The sequence below is a fragment of the Pseudomonas sp. FSL L8-0168 genome, from assembly GCF_037976155.1.
Lineage (GTDB): Bacteria > Pseudomonadota > Gammaproteobacteria > Pseudomonadales > Pseudomonadaceae > Aquipseudomonas > Aquipseudomonas paracarnis.
In genome coordinates this window covers 5,378,987-5,398,626 of the sequence record NZ_CP150262.1, presented here as the reverse complement: position 1 = coordinate 5,398,626, position 19,640 = coordinate 5,378,987, and the positions used below count along the sequence as shown (strand labels likewise).

21 protein-coding genes are annotated in these 19,640 nt (G+C 60.0%); 9 read left to right on the top strand and 12 right to left on the bottom strand.

Translation table 11 applies throughout. The features are described from left to right. Positions 1-10: 10 nt before the first annotated feature. Both MHH62_RS24890 and MHH62_RS24885 read right to left on the bottom strand, forming a co-directional pair. Positions 11-1,795, bottom strand: coding sequence for a GMC family oxidoreductase (locus MHH62_RS24890; protein ID WP_014716318.1), 1,785 nt, complete (start codon positions 1,793-1,795; stop codon positions 11-13). Positions 1,796-1,797: 2 nt separating this feature from the next. Continuing rightward, positions 1,798-2,550: a gluconate 2-dehydrogenase subunit 3 family protein gene (locus tag MHH62_RS24885; RefSeq protein ID WP_032901553.1), complete on the bottom strand. Its 753-nt coding sequence runs from the start codon at positions 2,548-2,550 to the stop codon at positions 1,798-1,800. Between the two features lie 275 nt (positions 2,551-2,825). Between MHH62_RS24885 and MHH62_RS24880 the strand changes: the two genes are divergently transcribed. After that, a complete protein-coding gene (locus tag MHH62_RS24880; RefSeq protein ID WP_032901552.1) occupies positions 2,826-3,476 on the top strand; it encodes a dual specificity protein phosphatase family protein in 651 nt (216 codons plus the stop codon). A gap of 35 nt (positions 3,477-3,511) precedes the next feature. Here MHH62_RS24880 and MHH62_RS24875 read toward each other — a convergent pair whose 3' ends face one another. Then, a complete protein-coding gene (locus MHH62_RS24875) occupies positions 3,512-3,787 on the bottom strand; it encodes a YheV family putative zinc ribbon protein (RefSeq protein WP_014716315.1) in 276 nt (91 codons plus the stop codon). Continuing rightward, positions 3,784-5,835 carry an oligopeptidase A gene (prlC, locus tag MHH62_RS24870; RefSeq protein WP_032901551.1) on the bottom strand — a complete coding sequence of 684 codons (2,052 nt, stop codon included), beginning with the start codon at positions 5,833-5,835 and terminating at the stop codon, positions 3,784-3,786. The genes MHH62_RS24875 and prlC overlap by 4 nt, the downstream gene beginning before the upstream one ends. A 101-nt stretch (positions 5,836-5,936) precedes the next feature. Here prlC and MHH62_RS24865 point away from each other — a divergent pair, with 101 nt between their 5' ends. Beyond that, entirely contained in the window at positions 5,937-6,479 is a 543-nt protein-coding gene (locus MHH62_RS24865) for a gamma carbonic anhydrase family protein (protein WP_003187318.1), read from the top strand. Next, positions 6,476-7,135: an HAD family hydrolase gene (locus tag MHH62_RS24860; RefSeq protein WP_020301417.1), complete on the top strand. Its 660-nt coding sequence runs from the start codon at positions 6,476-6,478 to the stop codon at positions 7,133-7,135. The genes MHH62_RS24865 and MHH62_RS24860 overlap by 4 nt, the downstream gene beginning before the upstream one ends. 95 nt (positions 7,136-7,230) lie before the next feature. Here the strand turns inward: MHH62_RS24860 and MHH62_RS24855 are convergent, their stop codons facing one another. Further along, a complete protein-coding gene (locus tag MHH62_RS24855) occupies positions 7,231-8,274 on the bottom strand; it encodes an aminopeptidase (protein WP_014716311.1) in 1,044 nt (347 codons plus the stop codon). A gap of 110 nt (positions 8,275-8,384) precedes the next feature. Here MHH62_RS24855 and MHH62_RS24850 point away from each other — a divergent pair, with 110 nt between their 5' ends. Next, positions 8,385-8,807 carry a hypothetical protein gene (locus tag MHH62_RS24850; protein WP_014716310.1) on the top strand — a complete coding sequence of 141 codons (423 nt, stop codon included), beginning with the start codon at positions 8,385-8,387 and terminating at the stop codon, positions 8,805-8,807. A 1-nt stretch (position 8,808) separates the two neighbouring features. On the opposite strand, the gene MHH62_RS24845 is transcribed toward MHH62_RS24850, so the two are convergent. Together MHH62_RS24845 and MHH62_RS24840 are read right to left on the bottom strand one after the other, a co-directional pair. After that, complete coding sequence (locus MHH62_RS24845) at positions 8,809-9,048, bottom strand: DUF1161 domain-containing protein (RefSeq protein ID WP_020301418.1); 240 nt, start codon at positions 9,046-9,048, stop codon at positions 8,809-8,811. A gap of 212 nt (positions 9,049-9,260) precedes the next feature. Continuing rightward, positions 9,261-9,692 (bottom strand): OsmC family protein, encoded by a 432-nt coding sequence (locus MHH62_RS24840; protein ID WP_003187311.1) that lies wholly within the window; start codon positions 9,690-9,692, stop codon positions 9,261-9,263. 218 nt (positions 9,693-9,910) lie between these two features. On the opposite strand from MHH62_RS24840, the gene MHH62_RS24835 reads away from it, so the two are divergent. Continuing rightward, the gene (locus MHH62_RS24835; protein ID WP_014716309.1) at positions 9,911-10,912 is read left to right on the top strand and encodes an LLM class flavin-dependent oxidoreductase; all 1,002 of its coding nucleotides are present in this window, start codon (positions 9,911-9,913) and stop codon (positions 10,910-10,912) included. 137 nt (positions 10,913-11,049) lie between these two features. Here MHH62_RS24835 and MHH62_RS24830 read toward each other — a convergent pair whose 3' ends face one another. Continuing rightward, positions 11,050-11,277, bottom strand: coding sequence for a DUF1161 domain-containing protein (locus tag MHH62_RS24830; RefSeq protein WP_014716308.1), 228 nt, complete (start codon positions 11,275-11,277; stop codon positions 11,050-11,052). A gap of 116 nt (positions 11,278-11,393) precedes the next feature. After that, positions 11,394-11,609 carry a dodecin gene (locus tag MHH62_RS24825; RefSeq protein WP_005783406.1) on the bottom strand — a complete coding sequence of 72 codons (216 nt, stop codon included), beginning with the start codon at positions 11,607-11,609 and terminating at the stop codon, positions 11,394-11,396. A 157-nt stretch (positions 11,610-11,766) separates the two neighbouring features. On the opposite strand from MHH62_RS24825, the gene MHH62_RS24820 reads away from it, so the two are divergent. Further along, entirely contained in the window at positions 11,767-12,093 is a 327-nt protein-coding gene (locus MHH62_RS24820) for a DUF883 family protein (protein ID WP_003187304.1), read from the top strand. Positions 12,094-12,101: 8 nt separating this feature from the next. Here MHH62_RS24820 and MHH62_RS24815 read toward each other — a convergent pair whose 3' ends face one another. After that, positions 12,102-12,998 carry a LysR family transcriptional regulator gene (locus MHH62_RS24815; RefSeq protein ID WP_014716307.1) on the bottom strand — a complete coding sequence of 299 codons (897 nt, stop codon included), beginning with the start codon at positions 12,996-12,998 and terminating at the stop codon, positions 12,102-12,104. Positions 12,999-13,106: 108 nt separating this feature from the next. Here MHH62_RS24815 and trpB point away from each other — a divergent pair, with 108 nt between their 5' ends. The 3 genes from trpB (at position 13,107) to MHH62_RS24800 (ending at position 16,985) form a co-directional block, all read left to right on the top strand. Next, a complete protein-coding gene (trpB, locus tag MHH62_RS24810; protein ID WP_014716306.1) occupies positions 13,107-14,333 on the top strand; it encodes a tryptophan synthase subunit beta in 1,227 nt (408 codons plus the stop codon). Next, complete coding sequence (gene trpA / locus MHH62_RS24805; protein WP_014716305.1) at positions 14,333-15,142, top strand: tryptophan synthase subunit alpha; 810 nt, start codon at positions 14,333-14,335, stop codon at positions 15,140-15,142. The genes trpB and trpA overlap by 1 nt, the downstream gene beginning before the upstream one ends. A gap of 184 nt (positions 15,143-15,326) precedes the next feature. Further along, complete coding sequence (locus MHH62_RS24800) at positions 15,327-16,985, top strand: BBE domain-containing protein (protein ID WP_339232080.1); 1,659 nt, start codon at positions 15,327-15,329, stop codon at positions 16,983-16,985. A 32-nt stretch (positions 16,986-17,017) separates the two neighbouring features. Here MHH62_RS24800 and MHH62_RS24795 read toward each other — a convergent pair whose 3' ends face one another. Both MHH62_RS24795 and dgoD read right to left on the bottom strand, forming a co-directional pair. Then, positions 17,018-18,322, bottom strand: a complete 1,305-nt coding sequence (locus tag MHH62_RS24795) for an MFS transporter (protein WP_038448346.1) — start codon at positions 18,320-18,322, stop codon at positions 17,018-17,020. A gap of 161 nt (positions 18,323-18,483) precedes the next feature. Continuing rightward, entirely contained in the window at positions 18,484-19,632 is a 1,149-nt protein-coding gene (gene dgoD / locus MHH62_RS24790) for a galactonate dehydratase (RefSeq protein ID WP_003187297.1), read from the bottom strand. Positions 19,633-19,640 lie beyond the last annotated feature (8 nt).

Genomic DNA, 19,640 nt, shown 5'->3' with positions numbered 1-19,640 from the left:
TCATCGCTCCTTATGCCTGAACCAGTGGGCCGGGGTTTTTGAGGTACTGCTCGCGAATCGCGCGAGCCGACCAATAGGTCAACGCTGCCACCAGGCCGGTAGGGTTGTAGCCCAAGCCTTGTGGGAAAGCGGAAGCACCAGGGACAAAGACGTTGTGTACATCCCAGCTCTGCAAGTAGCGGTTCAACGCACTGGTTTTCGGGTCGGTGCCCATGATCGCGCCACCGTTGAGGTGGGTGGTCTGGTAGGAGGCGGTATTGAAATGCTCACCGACCTTTTTACCCAGCACGGCGATGGCCTTGGGGTTCATGGCCTGGGCCACTTTGCCCATTTTTTCCATCATGAAGCGGTTCATCTTGATGTCGTTTTCTTGCCAGTCGAAGGTCATGCGCAGCAGCGGCAGGCCGTAGGCATCGCGGTAAACCGGGTCCAGATCCAGGTAGTTGCTGCGGTAGGACTGATGGGCACCGTGGGAATCCATTGAGACTTGATGGGTGTAGTAATCGGCGGTGGCGCGCTTCCAGGCACTGCCCCACGCCGGGGTGCCCGGCGGGTTGGACGTACCGGCAATCGGCCGGCTGCCCGCCTGGTTGACCCACATCGGCGACCCCCCCACAAAGCCATGGGGGCCATGGTCAAAGTTGTCGGCGTTGAAGTCGTCGATGGCCACGCCATTGCCGCCCGCGCCGATAAAGTTGTTGGTGTGGGTGTCCTTGTCGAAGAACGCCTTGATGGTGCCCATGTTCTGGTAGGCGAAGTTGCGGCCTACCACACCCTCGTTGGTAATCGGGTCATAGGGCTTGCCGATGCCCGACAGCAGCATCAGGCGCACGTTATGGAACTGGAATGCGCCAAGAATCACCAGGTCGGCCGGTTGTTCACATTCGCGACCCTGGGCGTCGATGTAGGTCACGCCGGTGGCTTTCTTCTTGGTGCTGTCGAGGTTGACCTTGAGCACGTGGGAATTGGGCCGCAGCTCGAAGTTGGGCACCTGGCGCAAGGCCGGCAGGATGTTCACGTTCGGCGAGGCTTTGGAATACATGTAGCACACGTAGCCACTGCAAAAACCGCAGAAGTTGCACGGGCCCATCTGCGCACCGTAGGGGTTGGTGTACGGCCCCGACGTGTTGGCCGAAGGCAGGTTGTAAGGTTTGTAACCTACGTCGGTCGCCGCTTTCTGAAACAGCTGGGCGGAGACGGTATTTTTCTGCGCCGCAAGCGGGAACGGGTTGGAGCGATCCGGCGCGTAGGGGTTGCCGCCACGGCCCTCGCCGACCAGTTGGCCCTTGACCGTCCAGGCTTGCCCGGAGGTGCCAAAGACTTTTTCCGCATAATCGAAAAACGGCTCCAGCTCTTCATAGCTGACGCCGAAGTCCTGGATGGTCATGTCCTTGGGAATGAAGTTCTTCCCGTAGCGCTCTTCGTAATGGCTGCGCATGCGCAGCTCAATCGGGTCGACGCGAAAATGCACGCCCGACCAGTGCAGCCCCGCACCACCAACACCGTTACCCGGCAGGAATGCGCCCAACTGGCGATTGGGCAGGGCAACGTCATTCACGCTGTGGCGAATGGTCACCGTTTCTTTGGAGATGTCCTGGAACAGCTTCTTACGCACGCTGTAGGTCAATTCGTCGATGACCTGGGGATAGTTGCCGTCTGGGTAAGTGTCCTGCATCGGGCCGCGCTCCAGCGCTACCACGTTGAGGCCCGCTTCCGTCAGCTCCTTGGCCATGATCGCGCCCGTCCAGCCGAAGCCCACAATCACTGCATCCACTTTCTTCATGATGGTCGCCACGTTTATGCCCTCTCACCGCGAATGGAAACAGCCGGGAAGGGGTATTGCTCGTTGCGTTCCACCCAATCCATGAAGTCGGCGCGGGCGCCGGGGAAGCCGATCATGGTCCAGCCGACCATGCCTTTATTACCGCCGTGGATAGGGTCGCAGAAGAAGCCTTCCTTGGTGTTTTGCAGCAAAAGGTTGAAGAACATCTTGGGCGGCACCGCGTCGAAGTGCGCCGCCACTTCGCTACCGCCAGCCTCCAGACGCCTGAGCATATCGTCTCGGGTAGCGCTGTCTTGCGCAGCAAAAGCTTTACCGTTGAACGCTTTCGACCAGGCATCCGTCGCAGCAATACCCAGGCGATAGATCTCCTTGGGCACCAATTTGCTCTGCCAGCCCATCTCCGGCGCCGCATCGGCGTTGAACGGGCCTTGCATGAACCACAGGGCGCCACTGGCGTAAGGGGTGTTCATCTGGCGGTCGATGTATTCCGGCGCGCCAGCCTCCAAGGCACCGGGTCCCTGGGCGTCAGCGGGAATCAAGCGCTCGACGGCGGCGTTGATAAACGCCCATTCCTCGGCCGTGAAATAGCTCGGCTCATAGGCTTTATCGCTCGCCGCAGGTTTGGCCGGCTCGGCCTGGGCCGGTTCCGCAGTGGCCATCAACATCGAACCGCCAAGGCCAGTGCTGGCGACCGTGACCACCGGGATCAAGGTCAAGGATTTGCGTAAAAAGTCACGCCGGGGGTTGTCTTGATCTTGATCAGACATAGGTACACCTCATCATGTGGTCACGGGTTTATCCGCCGCTTCTGGGAGCAGCGTGAAGGCTTTGCGGCTAATTGGATCCAAGCAGATACAGCACAATGGCAAACATTAGTTACAAATGATAGCAGGCTAAGAATTCAGAGGCGTCAATTCGGCGACAAAAACACCGGATCAGATAGCAAGTATCACGATTCTTTGACGCGAACCTCACGCCTTATTGACCCGCCGTGAGTGAGTCTGTGGCCCATCAACCACTTCCTCGCTCGGTCACAACGTTCATGTTCAACACACGCATACTGCTCGCTCTCGGCCTGGCGCTCATGAGCCTGCTCAACACCGTACAAGCCGATGAGGCTGCGTCGATCCGCTCGCCGGAATGGGCCCAGCCGGTGGGTAACCAATACAACCTGCATCAAATGACACCCACGCTCTATCGCAGTGCATTGCCGGACGAGCGTGCGCTGCCGCTGTTGCAAACGCTCAAGATCGCTACGGTCATCAACTTCCTGCCGGAACCTGATGCGCAGTGGCTCCAGTCATCTGATATCAAACAGGTGCAGTTGAGTTATCGCACCAACCACGTCGACGATGCCGACGTGCTGGCGGCGATCAGGGCGATTCAGGCAGCAGAGGCCGATGGCCCGGTGTTGATGCATTGCAAGCACGGCGCCGACCGCACCGGCCTGATGGCAGCGATGTATCGGGTGGTGGTTCAAGGGTGGAGCAAGGAGGACGCGCTGAACGAAATGACCTTGGGCGGCTTTGGCAGCAGCAATGGTTTCAAGGACGGCGTTCGCTACATGATAAAAGCTGATGTCGACAAGTTGCGTACAGCTTTGGCGAATGGGGATTGCAGCACCAGCGCCTTTGCGTTGTGCTCAATGAAAGACTGGATCACCACAACGGGCCAGCAAGAGAAAAAATTGTAGGAGCGAGCTTGCTCGCTCCTACAGTGAGTGCGGTTTTAGTCTTTTTTCAGCTTCGGGTTCGGGAAGAACTGCACTGCCTGCACTTTAGGATCCGCCGGCGCTTTCAACGCGGTGGTATTGACCCTAGTGCCCAATTCCTTGGGCACCGACAGGCCTTGATCATTCAGCGTATCGGTATACCCGCAGGCCACGCATTCGCGGTGCGGCACGCTGTTTTCGGTCCACATCTTCAACTTGTCCGGCTCGCTGCACGCCGGGCAGACCGCCCCGGCGATAAATTGCTTTTTGGTGATCACAGGCCCTTCACTCATGCTGCTGCGTCCTCACTCAGGCCGCTGTGGCGCAAGAGTGCGTCAATCGACGGCGCGCGTCCGCGGAAGTCGACGAACAGCACCATCGGCGCCTGGGAACCGCCACGCGCCAGGATGGCTTCACGGAAGGCACGCCCGGTCTGGGCGTTGAGCACGCCGTCTTCCTCAAACTTGGAGAACGCATCCGCCGACAGCACTTCGGCCCACTTGTAGCTGTAGTAGCCCGCCGCATAACCGCCGGCGAAGATGTGAGCGAAGCTGTTGGGGAAGCGGTTGTAGGCCGGTGGGCGCATGACCGAGACTTCATCGCGCACGCCTTCAAGCACCTGGGCCACACTGCGACCATCGCCATGGGTGGCGTGCAGTTCAAAGTCGAACAGTGAGAACTCCAGCTGACGCACCATCATCAGGCCGGACTGGAAATTTTTCGCCGCGAGCATTTTCTCCAGCAAGTCCTGGGGCAGGGGCTCGCCGGTTTCGTAGTGGCCGGAGATCAGCGCCAGGCCTTCAGGCTCCCAGCACCAGTTCTCCATGAATTGGCTCGGCAGTTCCACCGCGTCCCACGCCACACCGTTGATACCGGATACCCCGGCATGTTCCACGCGGGTGAGCAGGTGATGCAGGCCATGGCCGAATTCGTGGAACAGGGTGGTGACTTCATCGTGGGTCAGCAGGGCAGGCTTGCCGCTGTCGGCCGGAGTGAAGTTGCACACCAGGTTGGCGACGGGGCTTTGCAGCACGCCATCAACGGTACGGCGGCGGTCACGGGCGCCATCCATCCAGGCACCGCCACGCTTGTTGGCGCGGGCGTACAGGTCGAAGAAGAAACGTCCGACGTGCTCGCCGTTCTCCTTGATCTCGAACAAGCGCACATCCGGGTGCCAGGTGTCGAAGCCTTTAAGCTCGGCGATCTCGATGCCGTACAGGCGCTGCACAATGGCAAACAGGCCGCCCAGCACTTTGTCGATGGGGAAGTAGGCGCGTAGCGCTTCCTGGGACACGCTGTAGCGCTGCTCACGCAGTTTTTCGCCGTAGAAACCGCTGTCCCAGCTTTGCAGATCGGCGCAGCCTTGCTCGGCGGCATAGGCCTTGAGTTGCTGCAGGTCCTGGGCGGCAAACGGCTTGCTGCGCTTGGCCAGGTCACGCAGGAAGCTGAGCACCTGGTCGCTGGACTCGGCCATCTTGGTGGCCAGGCTCAGCTCGGAGAACGACGCATAACCCAGCAATTGGGCCAGTTCCTGACGCAGGTCGAGGATCTGTTCCATCACCGGGCCGTTATCGTTCTGACCGGCATTCGGGCCTTGGTCCGAGGCACGGGTGCAGTAGGCGGCGTACACCTCTTCACGCAGGGCACGGTCCTGGGCGTAGGTCATGACGGCGTAGTAGCTGGGGAATTCCAAGGTGATCAGCCAGCCGTCGAGGCCCTTGGCCTGAGCGGCGGCGGCCATTTGCGCCTTGGCCGAATCGGTCAGGCCGGCGAGGGTGGCTTCATCGGTGATGTGTTTGGTCCAGGCCTGGGTGGCGTCCAGCAACTGGTTGGAGAATTTGCTGCCCAGCTCGGATAGCTTGCTCTGTACCTCGGCGTAGCGTTTTTGCTGCTCCGGCGGCAAGTCGATACCCGACAGGCGGAAGTCACGCAGGGAGTGCTCCAGAATGGTTTTTTGTGCCACATCGAAACCGGCAGCTTCCGGGCTGTTGGCCAGGGCTTCGAAGGCCTGGAACAGCTCACGGTTCTGGCCCATTTCGGTGGAGTAAGCGCTCAAGGCCGGCAGGCACGCCTCGTAGGCTTCGCGCAGTTCGGCGCTGTTGCACACGGCATTGAGATGGCTGACCGGGCTCCAGGCCGCGCCGAGGCGATCATTGAGTTCATCCATGGCCAGGACCAGGCCGGCCCACGTCGGATTTTTACCCTGGCTTTGCAGGATCTCTGCGATTGCCACGCGGTTGTCGGCGAGGATCTGTTCGATGGCCGGCTGGACGTGCTCGGCACGGATCGCCGAGAACGGCGGCAGGTCGTACGACTGCAAAAGAGGGTTGTTCGCGCTCACGGTGGGCACCTTGGCTGAAGAAACATGTAGAACAAAGATGGGGCCATCTTAATTACAATCAACACCCACCGCAGCTATCAGCACAACAGAGAGAGGCTATCGTGACCCTTCGCACCTATCAGAACCACACGCCAACCCTCGGCGCCGGGGCGTTTGTCGATATTTCGGCGGTGGTGATCGGCGATGTCGAAATCGGCACTGACAGCTCGGTTTGGCCGCTGACCGTGATTCGCGGCGACATGCACCGCATCCGCATCGGTGCGCGCACCAGCGTGCAAGACGGCTGTGTGCTGCACATTACCCATGCCGGGCCGTTCAATCCGCAGGGTTACCCGTTGCTGATCGGCGACGATGTGACCATCGCCCATAAGGTCATGCTGCATGGCTGCACCGTAGGTAGCCGCGTCCTGATCGGCATGGGCAGCATCGTGATGGATGGCGCCGTGGTTGAAGACGACGTGATCATCGGTGCCGGCAGCCTGGTGCCGCCAGGCAAGAAACTCGACAGCGGTTTTTTGTATGTGGGCAGCCCGGTTAAGCAGGTTCGCGCATTGACTGACAAAGAGCGCGCCTTTTTCACCTACAGCGCGGCGAACTACGTGAAGCTCAAAGACCTGCACCTGGCCGAAGGATTCGATCAATGACCCTGCATCACCCCACCGTCCTGTTCGACCTGGACGGCACCCTCACCGACCCGCGCGAGGGCATTACCCGTTCGATCCAGTACGCCCTGGCCAAACTGGGCATTGATGAGCCCGACCTGACCAAGCTCGAACACTTCATCGGCCCGCCCTTGTTGCAGGCGTTCATGCAGTTTTACGCCTTCGACGAGGCCAAGGCATGGGAGGCGGTGAATTTCTACCGCGAGCGCTTCAAGATTACCGGACTGTATGAAAACCGCGTGTTCGACGGGGTCATGCCGTTGTTGGAAGAGTTGAACAGCCAAGGGCGCCAGCTGTACATCGCCACCTCCAAACCGTGGGAATTTGCCCGCGAGATTGCGCGGCATTTCGACTTTGCCAAGCACTTCAAGGTGATCTACGGCAGCGAACTGGACGGTACGCGCACCAACAAGGTCGAATTGATCGCGCATTTGATGCGTGAGGAAAGGCTGGACCCAGCCACCACCCTGATGATCGGTGATCGCAAGCATGACCTGATCGGGGCACGCAGTAATGGTCTGGATTCGGTCGCCGTGGGGTATGGGTTTGGTAGTTTTGAAGAGCTGAATGCCGAGGCGCCAACCTGGCATTTCGAGACGTTGGACCAGATGCATCAGGCGTTTTTGCAGCGTCCTTGAGACCGCTTTCGCAGGCAAGCCAGCGCCCACAGTTGACCGCATTCTCATGTTGAAAATCGGTCAATTGTGGGAGCTGGCTTGCCTGCGATAAGGCCCTAACGGCCAACCCTCTCCAACTGCCTCAACGCCGCCTTACGCTGCTCCACCGGCAGCTCACCCAACTTCTCCACCGCCGCATAAAACCTCACCCAATCCCCGCCTTCCCGCGCAAACAACGCCGCAAACGCCGGCACCCATTGGTCATACAACCCAAACGGCAAAAGCCGCGCGTTATTCATCGGCTGGTTGATCCAGGCGTCATAACGCTTGTCACCACCCCATTGGCTATCGCGCAGGTGCCGGTATTCGCTACGCAACTGCTCGAATTGCGCCGCTTTGGCCCGGCGCATGGCGTCCGCCGCCAACGGCTGCGCGTACAACGCCTCCAGACGTTTGCGGGTATCGAGAATCAGCCGGATAAATTGATCGCGTTGCTTCAACGCCGCATCGCCGACAGGCGCCAGGCCCCGCGCCGCACGCCATTGTCGGGTGCCTTCCTGCTCGACAAAACTGGCATAGGACTCGTTGAACTCGGTGTCGTCTTTCACGTAGAAGCGCTGGTGGGCCAGCTCATGGAAGATCAGCGTGGCGAGGCGCTCATCGCCCCAGCTCATCATCGAACTCATGATCGGGTCGTTGAACCAGCCCAGGGTGGAATAGGCCTCCACGCCACCAATCGACACATCCATGCCCTGCTGCCGCAACAGCGCCGCCTCGCCCCGCGCAGCGCCTTGGTTGTAGTAGCCGCGATAGGCGACGCAACCGGCGATGGGAAAGCAATGGTTCTGTGGTGACAGAGAAAATTCCTGCGTGGCAAAGACATTCCAGACCACATAGGGCCGGCCGATATCGGCATACAGCCGATAACTTTGGTTGTCAGGCAGATGCAGTTGTTCACTGGCAAAGGTTCGGGCTCTCTGCGATTGAGCCAGATGCTCGCGCAGCACTGGCGGGCGAGCAGGGTCGGCGATGACCTCGGCAACCGGCTCCCGGGCCCGCAACAGCTGCCACTGGCCACTCGCCAACTGGCTGTAATAACTGACACTGGAGCAGCCGCTGAGCAGCACAACCATCAGCCCTGGAAGAAAACGCCTGATCATGCCCTGACTGCTCCTGGATGATGGGTTCGCCAGACTATCGCGCTTGCAGGGGATTTTTCCACGGCATGGCGTGTTTATACTCAAGCCTCTCTTCGTGTTGAGTACCTGCCATGCGCCAGCTTGTGCTTCCCCTCGCCGCTGTGTTCCTCAGCGCTTGCGCCTATACCCCCATCCCCCCTGTGGACCCGCAGCAGGCCTGGGTGGATTTCACCACGCCGACACCGGGTTCCAAGTTGGTGATGGCTCAGCGCCTGGACGGGAAAAACCTCGACGACGGGCGCTTTTTTCAAATGCCTCCCGGCCCTCACGAGCTGATGGTGCGCTTTGACTTTGAAGTGCCCGCCGGCGGCGGCCTGGGTGGCCTCAGCCAGATGATGTATCGCACCTGCTTCATGACGCTGCAGTACGACCACTTTCAGGCCGGCCAGCACTATGTGCTGGAAGGGCGATCACTGGCGTTCACGCCCAACATCCGGCTGTACGACTCAACCCGCCAGCTATTGGCCGAAGAGCGCAGCGTGAACTGCATCTGAATCAGTCGTTGTTCTTTTGATAGATGATGCGCTTGGTGCCGCTTTCGCATGAGCCGACAATCATGGCTTCGTCATGGTTCTTGGCTTCTTCGGCGGTGATGATTTCCAGGGTGTAGGACGGAATCGCCTTGGCCTGGATCTTCACTTCGATTTCTTTCCTGAGCTCTTCACAATCTTTTGGCGCGGCCACGGCCGAAGTGGCCAATACACCGCAGATGATTGCCAAGGCAAAACGTTTCATGTGTGGAGCTCCCTGAATGCGCTGCGCACGAGTGTGCGCCTAGGCTGCATGGGCTATTCGACCACATTTTGCAAACACGAGTTCTAATTTAACGCAGCACCAAAAATGTGAGAGCGGGCTTGCTCGCGAATACGCAGTATCAGGCACCGAAGATATCGGCTGATCCACCGCATTCGCGAGCAAGCCCGCTCCCACACAAGATGACTGCTGTGTCAGTTGACCAGCGTGGCATCCAAGGTGATGGTTGCATTCAGCACCTTGGACACCGGGCACCCTTCCTTGGCCTTTTTGCTCAGTTCATCGAACTGCGCCTGGCTCGCGCCTGGAATTTTGGCCTTCAGGATCAGATGCACTGCTGTAATCGCAAAGCCGCCCTCGACCTGGTCCAGGGTCACTTCGGCCTGGGTGTCGATACTGTCAGCCTTGAGCCCGGCGTCGCCAAGAATCATGGAAAACGCCATGGAGAAACAGCCGGCGTGAGCCGCGCCGATCAATTCTTCAGGGTTGGTACCCTTGCCGCCCTCGAAGCGGGCCTTGAAGCCGTAGGGCGCTTCGCGCAGCACGCCGGTTTCGGTGGAAATGGAGCCCAGGCCAGTCTTCAGGTCACCTTCCCAATGCGCGGATGCCTTTTTAACGATACTCATAGCTTTCTCCTCGAACGGTGGTTTTGCGTCGGTAAGGGTTCTGAGGATAGACGCCGCGGCAAAGTTCACTTGTAAGAAAAACCTAGTGATTAAGTAGGAAATTTGGCGGTTACTATTGAATCTCGGGTATATGCCCTCATTGCATAGGGTATGCACATGCAGCGGCAGGTTTTGGCTCGTTTAAAAAAGCCTGTACGCCCTATTGGAGAAGCAGGCTGATGAAATCGCTGTCCGACGTAAAATTCTCGACCCTTGACCTCGTGCCCGTGCGCGCCGACGGCAACCCGGCGCAGTCCCTGCGTAATTCCCTGGACCTGGCCCAGCATGTGGAGAAGTTCGGTTACCACCGTTTCTGGGTAGCCGAGCACCACAATATGGACGGTATCGCCAGTTCGGCTACCTCGGTACTGCTCGGTTACCTGGCAGGCGGCACCTCGACCATTCGCGTGGGTTCCGGCGGGGTGATGCTGCCTAACCACGCGCCACTGGTGATCGCCGAGCAGTTCGGCACCCTGGAAAGCCTCTACCCTGGCCGTATCGACCTGGGCCTGGGGCGCGCCCCCGGTTCCGACCAGATGACCGCCCGCGCCCTACGCCGTGAGCGCTCCGGCAGTGCCGATGACTTCCCCGAAGATGTGGCCGAGCTGATGGCCTACTTGGGCCCGCGTACGCCCGACCAACGGGTTATCGCGGTACCGGGCACCGGCACCAATGTGCCAGTGTGGCTGCTGGGTTCAAGCCTGTTCAGCGCGCAATTGGCCGGTGAGCGTGGCTTGCCTTACGCCTTCGCCTCCCATTTCGCGCCGCGCCTGATGCACGAAGCAATTCGCGTGTACCGCAATCACTTCAAGCCTTCGGCGGTGCTGGACAAGCCCTACGTGATGCTCGGCATTCCGCTGGTGGCCGCGGACACCGATGAGCAGGCCGATTACCTGGCCACCTCGGTGTACCAGCGTATTCTCGCGTTGATGCGCGGCCAGAGCCTGGTGCAGCGCCCTCCAGTAAAAACCATGGACGGCCTGTGGTTACCTCACGAAAAAGACGCGGTGGGCAGCTTCCTCGGCCTGGCCATGGTGGGCAGCCCGGCGAAGATTCGCGGCAAGCTGGAGGTGTTGATCGAGCAGACCGGCGCTGATGAGCTGATTTTTACCAGTGACCTGTATGAGCACGCCGACCGGATTCATTCCTACGAGCTGCTCGCACAAGTGATGAAGGGCTGAATGGTAAAACGATATACCTGTGGCGAGGGAGCTTGCTCCCGCTGGAGTGCGCAGCGCTCCCATTTTTTTGGGGCCGCTACGCAGCCCAGCGGGAGCAAGCTCCCTCGCCACAGGTGCGTCGCTTATACAGCACGAGGTTAGCCGCGCTTGTAGGCAATTTCCTTGGTGCCACCTTCGCAGGTGCCAACTACTGTGTGGTCACTTGGCGTAGCACCTTTGTCCACCACTTCCAGCGAATACCCCGAAGCACCCTTGGCGTCGATTTTCGCTGCGATTTCGCTTTTCAGCTCTTCACAAGGCTTGCCCGCCGCCATAGCGGTACCCGCAATGCTCAACAACCCTACCGCTAACAGAAACTTCTTCATCCGTTACTTTCCTTGCGCTGATCAAAAAGAGCGTGCCGACGCTCATCGCGTCGGCACCCGTTGTTTGTAGCGCAGGTTATGGCAATCGGCCAGCGGGCAAAGTTCAACTCTGCCGATCAACTACTGGCAATGCGGAATCCCACTTTGAGCGTGACCTGGAAGTGTGCAGCCTTGCCATCCTTGATGTGACCACGGGTTTCGGTCACCTCAAACCATTCCAGATGCTTGATGCTCTTGTTGGCTTCGGCCAGGGCATTGTTGATCGCGTCTTCGATGCTGGTGGTGGAAGAGCCTACCAGTTCGACTTTCTTGTACGTGTGATGATCACTCATGGCGTTTCTCCTTTAGGTCGTCAATCAAGACTAGCAGCGAATGTGCGTACTGCTTCAGGCGACCGTTGGGAGGCGAAAGTTCAGAATTACTGCACTTTCTGAAACCGGCGCAGTCGGTATCTACACACGCCACTCAATCACTTCAGGAGATGTCCACATGGCCAACACTTCTTTACGCAAAGCGTCGCTGGAAAGCATGGAAGCCGAGATTTCGAGCCTGCTCAAATCTCTGGAGAGCCTCAAGGACGACGCGTCCGATGAGTCGCGCAAAACGCTGAAGGCCTTGAAGAGCAATGCCGAGAACGCGCTCAAGCACTCTCGCCATCTGATCAGCGACGCCTACGAAGAAAGCAAAGTCAAAATCCGCGAAACCAGCGCTGCCACCCGTGACTACGCACAAGAGCACCCATGGACGACCGCTGGCGTCGCCGTGGGCGCGCTGGGCCTGCTGGCGGCTTACCTGCTGTGCAAGCGCGGTGACTGATTGACCGGTTACACCGGTTGACGCAACAGCTCAGCCTTGAGCCATTGCGCCAACTGCCCGGCGCGCCCGTCTGCGGCGCGCTTGGGTAGCCACAACGCCAGGTGCGCCGGGGTTTCACTGAACCCCCACGGCGCCACCAGGCGACCCGCTCGCAGGTCCTCTGCCACCAGCGGTTCTGGCGCAATTGCCACTCCCAAGCCGGCAACCGCCGCTTCCAGTAAATAATACAAATGCTCAAACCCCTGGCCGAGCTTCAGCGCACCGGGTTCGATGCCGTGTTGCCGTGCCCAACTGGGCCAGGCTTGCGGCCTTGACGTGGTGTGAAGCAAGGGTTGCTCCAGCAGTTCCGACGCTGGGGCCTGACGCAGGTGTTCAAAACCGGCGAAACGGGGGCTCAAGACCGGGCCGATACGCTCGCTGGCCAATTCATACACTTGCATGTCCGCCGGCCAAGGCGGCTCAGCGAATACCAGCAGGGCATCCAGCCCCGGACGGCGCGGGTCCAGATCGCCTTCGCCCGCCGACAGGTGCAGGCGTAAATCCGGCAAGTCGGCATTCAACCGCCCCAGCCGAGGGATAAACCAACGCGCCAGCAAGCTGCCTGAACAGCCAAGAACGAAGGGCGCATCAGCGCCGCGTTGGGTGAGTTCAGCGCACACGTCGCGCAACCGCTCAAAAGCCTCGCTGCTGGCATCTCGTAGCCTGACGCCAGCATCTGTGAGTTTAAGGCCGCGTCCATCCTTGACGAACAGGCTCACGCCCAAATGCTCCTCCAGTACTTTCAACTGCCGGCTGACAGCACCGTGGGTCACGTGCAATAGCTGCGCAGCCTGGCTGACGCTGTTAAGGCGAGCAGTGGCTTCAAAAGCGCGCAGGGCATTAAGGGGCGGGAGATTACGACTCATCTGTGAGTTTTCCTGACAGGTTACGGCGATCTTATCGGTTTTCAGGCCAGGGCGTCACGAGTAGAGTGACCGTCATTGCCTTTAAACACATTTTTCCTGGAGCGTCCCATGACTCAGTCCCAGACCGATCTACGCAACGGCCCCGACGCCAACGGCCTGTTCGGTGCGTTCGGCGGCCGCTACGTCGCTGAAACCCTGATGCCGTTGATTCTCGACTTGGCCCGTGAATACGAAGCGGCGAAGGTAGATCCGGCGTTTAACGAAGAATTGGCCTACTTTCAGCGCGATTATGTCGGACGCCCAAGCCCGCTGTACTTTGCCGAACGCCTCACCGAGTTCTGCGGCGGCGCCAAGATCTACCTCAAGCGCGAAGAGCTCAACCACACCGGCGCGCACAAGATCAACAACTGCATCGGCCAGATCCTGCTGGCCCGGCGCATGGGCAAGAAACGCATCATCGCCGAGACCGGCGCCGGCATGCACGGCGTGGCCACCGCAACTGTGGCGGCGCGCTTTGGCCTGCAATGCGTGATCTACATGGGCACCACCGACATCGAGCGCCAGCAGGCCAACGTGTTTCGCATGAAGCTGCTGGGCGCCGAGGTCATCCCCGTGGTCGCCGGCACCGGCACCCTCAAAGACGCCATGAACGAAGCCCTGCGCGACTGGGTCACCAACGTCGACAGCACCTTCTACCTGATCGGCACCGTGGCCGGCCCACACCCATACCCGGCGATGGTGCGCGACTTCCAGGCCGTGATCGGCAAGGAAACCCGCACCCAGCTGCAAGCCCAGGAAGGCCGCCTGCCGGACAGCCTGGTGGCGTGCATCGGCGGCGGTTCCAACGCCATGGGCCTGTTCCACCCGTTCCTGGATGACACCAGCGTCGAGATCATCGGCGTTGAAGCCGCAGGCCATGGCATCGAAACCGGCAAGCACGCCGCCAGCCTCAACGGCGGCGTCCCGGGCGTGCTGCACGGCAATCGCACCTTCCTGCTGCAGGACGACGACGGCCAGATCATCGACGCCCACTCGATTTCCGCAGGCCTGGACTACCCCGGCATCGGCCCGGAACACGCCTGGTTGCATGACATTGGCCGCGTCCAATACACCTCGGTAACGGACGACGAAGCCCTGGAAGCCTTCCACAAATGCTGCCGCCTGGAAGGGATCATTCCTGCCCTGGAAAGCGCCCACGCCCTGGCTGAAGTATTCAAGCGCGCGCCAAACTTGCCCAAGGATCATCTGATGGTGGTCAATCTCTCGGGCCGTGGCGACAAAGACATGCAGACCGTGATGCACCATATGGAACAGTCCAAGCAGGAGAAACACTGATGAGCCGCCTGCAAACGCGCTTTGCGCAACTTAAAGAACAAAACCGCGCCGCCCTGGTGACCTTCGTCACCGCTGGCGACCCCGGCTATGACACCTCGCTGGCGATCCTCAAGGGCTTGCCGGCCGCTGGCGCCGACGTGATCGAACTGGGCATGCCCTTCACCGACCCGATGGCCGACGGCCCGGCCATTCAACTGGCCAATATCCGCGCGCTGGCCGCCAAACAGAACCTGTTGAAAACCCTGCAGATGGTTCGCGAGTTCCGCCAGGACAACAACGACACGCCGCTGGTGTTGATGGGCTATTTCAACCCGATCCATAAATATGGCGTGTCGCAGTTCATTGCCGATGCCAAGGCAGCTGGCGTCGACGGCCTGATCGTGGTGGACATGCCCCCCGAGCACAACGGCGAGCTGTGCGACCCGGCCCAGGCCGCAGGCATCGACTTTATCCGCCTGACCACGCCGACCACCGATGATGTGCGCCTGCCTACTGTGCTCAATGGCAGCTCCGGGTTTGTGTATTACGTGTCGGTCGCCGGTGTTACCGGGGCGGGCGCCGCCACTCTGGAACACGTCGAAGAAGCCGTGACCCGCCTGCGCCGTCATACCGACCTGCCGATCAGCATCGGCTTTGGTATCCGCACACCGGACCAGGCAGCGGCCATCGCACGCCTGGCAGACGGGGTGGTAGTGGGTTCGGCGCTGATCGATCACATCGCCACGGCCAAGAACGACCAGCAAGCCATTGATGGCGTACTGACCCTGTGCGCGGCGCTGTCGGAAGGTGTTCGCAACGCACGCAAGTAAACTGCACAACGACCGCAGCTCATACGCTAGGCTTCAAAGGAGGTGGGCATGTCGCCCACCTCCTTTTTTATCGCACTTCGTGCCCTTTGCCGTCTAACCACCTTCGCAAGTCCTGCAGTCCTTGCCCCTCGGTCGTTAAGTTAGCCGCATCAGAAGTCATTCTTGTCTCTTTAAGGAGTACATCATGGCATTTGATCTCGTCACGGTTTCAGACCGTCGTCACTCAGCCCTACAAAAAGGCTTCAACCTGCGCTGGCCCTTGGGAAACGTGCAGGGCCAGTCGTCGAACAAGGGCGCCAATCTGATTTACCTGTGCCGCAGCCCGCAAGACATCATGGACGCCGCCGCCCAGGCATTGGCCCTGCCCAATGGGCGCATCACCGTACGCAGCGGCGGTCATTGCTACGAAGGGTTTGTCGCCAACAAGATGCCCGACAGCCCGCATGAGGTGCTATCGATCCTGGATATCAGCGCGCTGAACCGAGTGGTCTACGATGCCAGCGGCCAGATCGGTTCCGAGCTGAATCCCACGCAGCCCTTTCGCTACCGCTTTCGCCTCGAGGCCGGCAGCCAGGTCTGGGACAGCTATAGCGCGTTGTACAAGCAAGCCAACAAGACCCTGCCCGGCGGGTCATGTTACTCAGTGGGCCTGGGCGGGCACATTTGTGGTGGCGGCTACGGGCTGCTGTCGCGCAAGTATGGACTGGTGTGTGACTGGCTCAGCGGGGTCGATATCCTGGTGCCTGACAGCCAAGGCAAAGGGCTCGAACCGCGCCATGTCAGCCGGGACAGCACGCAACAGGACGAATTGGACCTGTTCGCCGCGTGCTGCGGTGCGGGGGGTGGGCAATTCGGCATTATCACCAGCTATTACTTCGAAGACCTGCCACCGGCCCCCAAAGAAGTACTGTGGCTGGTGTTGGAATGGGATTGGTCAGTACTGACCCAGGATGCACTGAACAATCTGCTGGTGGCTTACCAGCTATGGTTTGCCAGCCATCAGAACAACCCGGACACCTGGGGCCTGGCGACCAAACTGGAAATGCGCCACGAGCACACAGGCAATATCACCCTGGGCATCCATTATGTGGACAAGGAGGGTGAGCTGAACGACCTTGCGCCCTTCGATGATTTTGTCGACAAGATGCTCACGGCCATCGGCTTACCTGCCACCGAGTCGCTGGTGCCGTTTCATGTGGTCCATTTGCCGCCTGGCACAGCCGGCGGGCGCCCCATCGACTCAGTGTCATCCGCCCAGGCTGCGGCGCGGCGCCTGGATTGGCTGGCGTGCCAGCAAACATTGAATGGTTCGGGAGACAATCAGCGTGGGCGCTACAAATCGGCCTATCAGAAAGGTGAATTCAGCCCTCACGTATTAGAGGCCATCTGGCGGGCCTTGACCTGGCCAGACCCAGACAACCACCTGACACAAAGCCTGATCCAGATCCAGTCCTTCGGCGGCCAGATCAACGCCGCCAGTGCGCCCGTACGCAAGGAGTCGTCGGCCGCCCAGCGGTCGTCCTTCCTCAAGTGGCAACCCCAATGTTACTGGCACGGCGACAGCGCCGCTGCGGACCAAGTCCATGCTGACTGGATCCGGGGGCTGTACTTCAACGCGTTTGCCGACGCTCAAGGCGTGCCGCTCAACGATGCGTTCGAAGGCTGCTACATCAATTACCCCGACCTCGACATGACTTACAAAGGGGGTAACCCGGCCAACGGCAAAAACCCCCAGTGGTACAAAATCTTCTTTCCCGATCTGATGATCGAAAGCCGCTTGCGCCGTACCAAGCAGCGCTGGGACCCGCACAATATATTTCGCAACGAGATGTCGGTGCCGTAGAACAAAAAAAGGCGACCCGAAGGTCGCCCTTTTTACAGCTCGATCCGCTCGACTTTGCCGACCAGCAATATGTAGGAAAGCGCACCGAGCAACGCCAAGACCGCGATATAGGTGATGGCCGGCGCAAACGATGAGCCACTGGCCAGAAAACCAATCACGATAGGTGTGGCAATCGCCGCCAGGTTGCCAATGAAGTTGAACACCCCGCCGGTCAGCCCCAGCAGACGGGCAGGCGCCAAGGTCGACACCAACGACCAGGTGATCGACGCCAGGCCATTGCCGAAAAACGCCACCGCCAGAAACGCGATGACCCACCCCGTCGATTCCACGTAGTTGGCCCCGATGATCGCCGTGGAAATCAGCAGCCCGCTGATGATCGGCAACTTGCGCGCAAAGCCCACTGACGCCCCACGCCGAATCAGCCAATCGGAAAACACCCCCGAACACAGCACGCCCACAAACGCGGCCAGGAACGGCAAGGAGGCCAGCAAGCCAGACTGGATAAAGTCCATGCCGCGATATTTCACCAGGTACGTCGGGAACCAGGTCAGGAAGAACCACAGCGTGGAGTTCAGGCAAAACTGGCCCAGGTAGATGCCCCACAGCTTGCGCTTGCTCAGCACGATGCCGAGGTCGGTCCAACTGAAGGGTGCCTTGACGGTTTTAGCCTGCATGTCCACCAGCCCGCCACCGTCGCGGATCAGTTGGACTTCGGCTTCGTTGACGCCTTTGAAATCCTTGGGCTCGCGGTACACCGCGTACCAGATCGCGGCCCACAGGATGCCGACGCCCCCGGTCACCACAAACACCATGTGCCAGCCGTACTGGTGCTGCAGCCACGCCAGTACCGGAGTGAGGAACGCCAGGCCGACGAATTGCCCGGAGGTATAGACGCCGATAGCCGTGGCACGCTCGCGCTCGGGAAACCAGGTGGTGACCACACGGCTGTTGATGGGATAGGCCGGCGCCTCCAACGCGCCCACGGCCATGCGCAGCACGAACAGCGCGATAAAGCTGGCGGCGAAACCTAGCATCACGGTGGCAATCGACCACAGCAGCAGGGCGGCCGTGTAGAGAATGCGCGGCGGCACCCGATCTACCAGCCAGCCACCCGGGATTTGCATGGCCGCGTACGTCCAGCCGAAGGCAGAGAAAATCAGCCCGACTTGCACCGGGTCGATCCCCAGCTCGCTGGTCAGCGCGGGCGCGGCAATCGACAGGTTGCTACGGTCGAGGTAGTTGATGACCACGGTGATGAACAGCAGCACCATGATGAAAAAGCGCTTTCTGCTAGGCGTGACTAAAGAAGCCTGCCCGGTGAGGGATTCAGGGTGCATGGGGGTGCCTCTTTTTATATTTGTTGAGGAAGGAACGCGCTCAATGTGGGAGCTGGCTTGCCTGCGATGGCGGCATGAATGGCACCGCTGCGGTGACTGGCCCACCGCCATCGCAGGCAAGCCAGCTCCCACATTTTTAGCGCGTTTCAATCAAGTGGAAATCACCACTCGGCAAAGCTGCCATCGGCATGGCGCCAGATCGGATTGCGCCAGCGATGGCCGATGGCCGCGCGCTCAACCACATACTCCTCGTTGATCTCAATGCCCAGACCTGGGCCGTTGGGGATCTTCACAAAGCCCTGGTCATAGTCGAATACGCCCGGGTCTCGCACGTAGTCGAGCAGATCATTGCTTTCGTTGTAGTGAATACCCAGGCTCTGCTCCTGGATAAACGCGTTGTAGCAAACCGCATCCAATTGCAGGCATGCCGCCAAGGCAATCGGGCCCAGTGGGCAGTGCAGGGCCAAGGCCACGTCGTAGGCTTCGGCCATGTTGGCGATCTTGCGGGTTTCGGTAATCCCACCGGCGTGGGAGGCGTCCGGCTGAATGATGTCGACGTAGCCTTCGCTGAGCACCCGCTTGAAATCCCAGCGCGAGAACAGGCGCTCGCCCAGGGCGATCGGCGTACTGGTCAGCGGCGCCAGTTCTTTCAGTGCTTCGTAGTTTTCGCTCAGCACCGGCTCTTCAATGAACATCAGTTTGTATGGGTCGAGCTCTTTCATCAGCACCTTGGCCATCGGCTTGTGCACGCGGCCATGGAAGTCGACGCCGATACCCACGTTAGGGCCGACCGCATCGCGCACGGCAGCGACGTTAGCCAGGGCCAGGTCGACTTTTTCGAAGCTGTCGACGAACTGCAATTCTTCGGTGCCGTTCATTTTTACCGCCGTGAAGCCACGCGCTACGGCCTCTTTGGCAGCACGGGCGGTGTCGGCGGGGCGGTCACCGCCGATCCATGAGTACACGCGAATCTTGTCACGCACCTGGCCGCCCAGCAGATCGCTGACCGACACACCGAGGGCTTTGCCCTTGATGTCCCACAACGCTTGGTCGATACCGGCGAGGGCGCTCATGTGCACCGCGCCGCCTCGGTAGAAGCCGCCGCGATAGAGCACGGTCCAGATATCTTCGATATTGCGTGGGTCTTTGCCGATCAGGTAGTCGGACAGTTCTTCCACGGCGGCGGCCACCGTGTGAGCGCGGCCCTCGACCACCGGCTCGCCCCAGCCGGTCACACCCTGGTCGGTTTCGACCTTGAGGAAGCACCAGCGCGGCGGAACGATAAAGGTCGTCAGTTTGGTGATTTTCATCTCTTGTC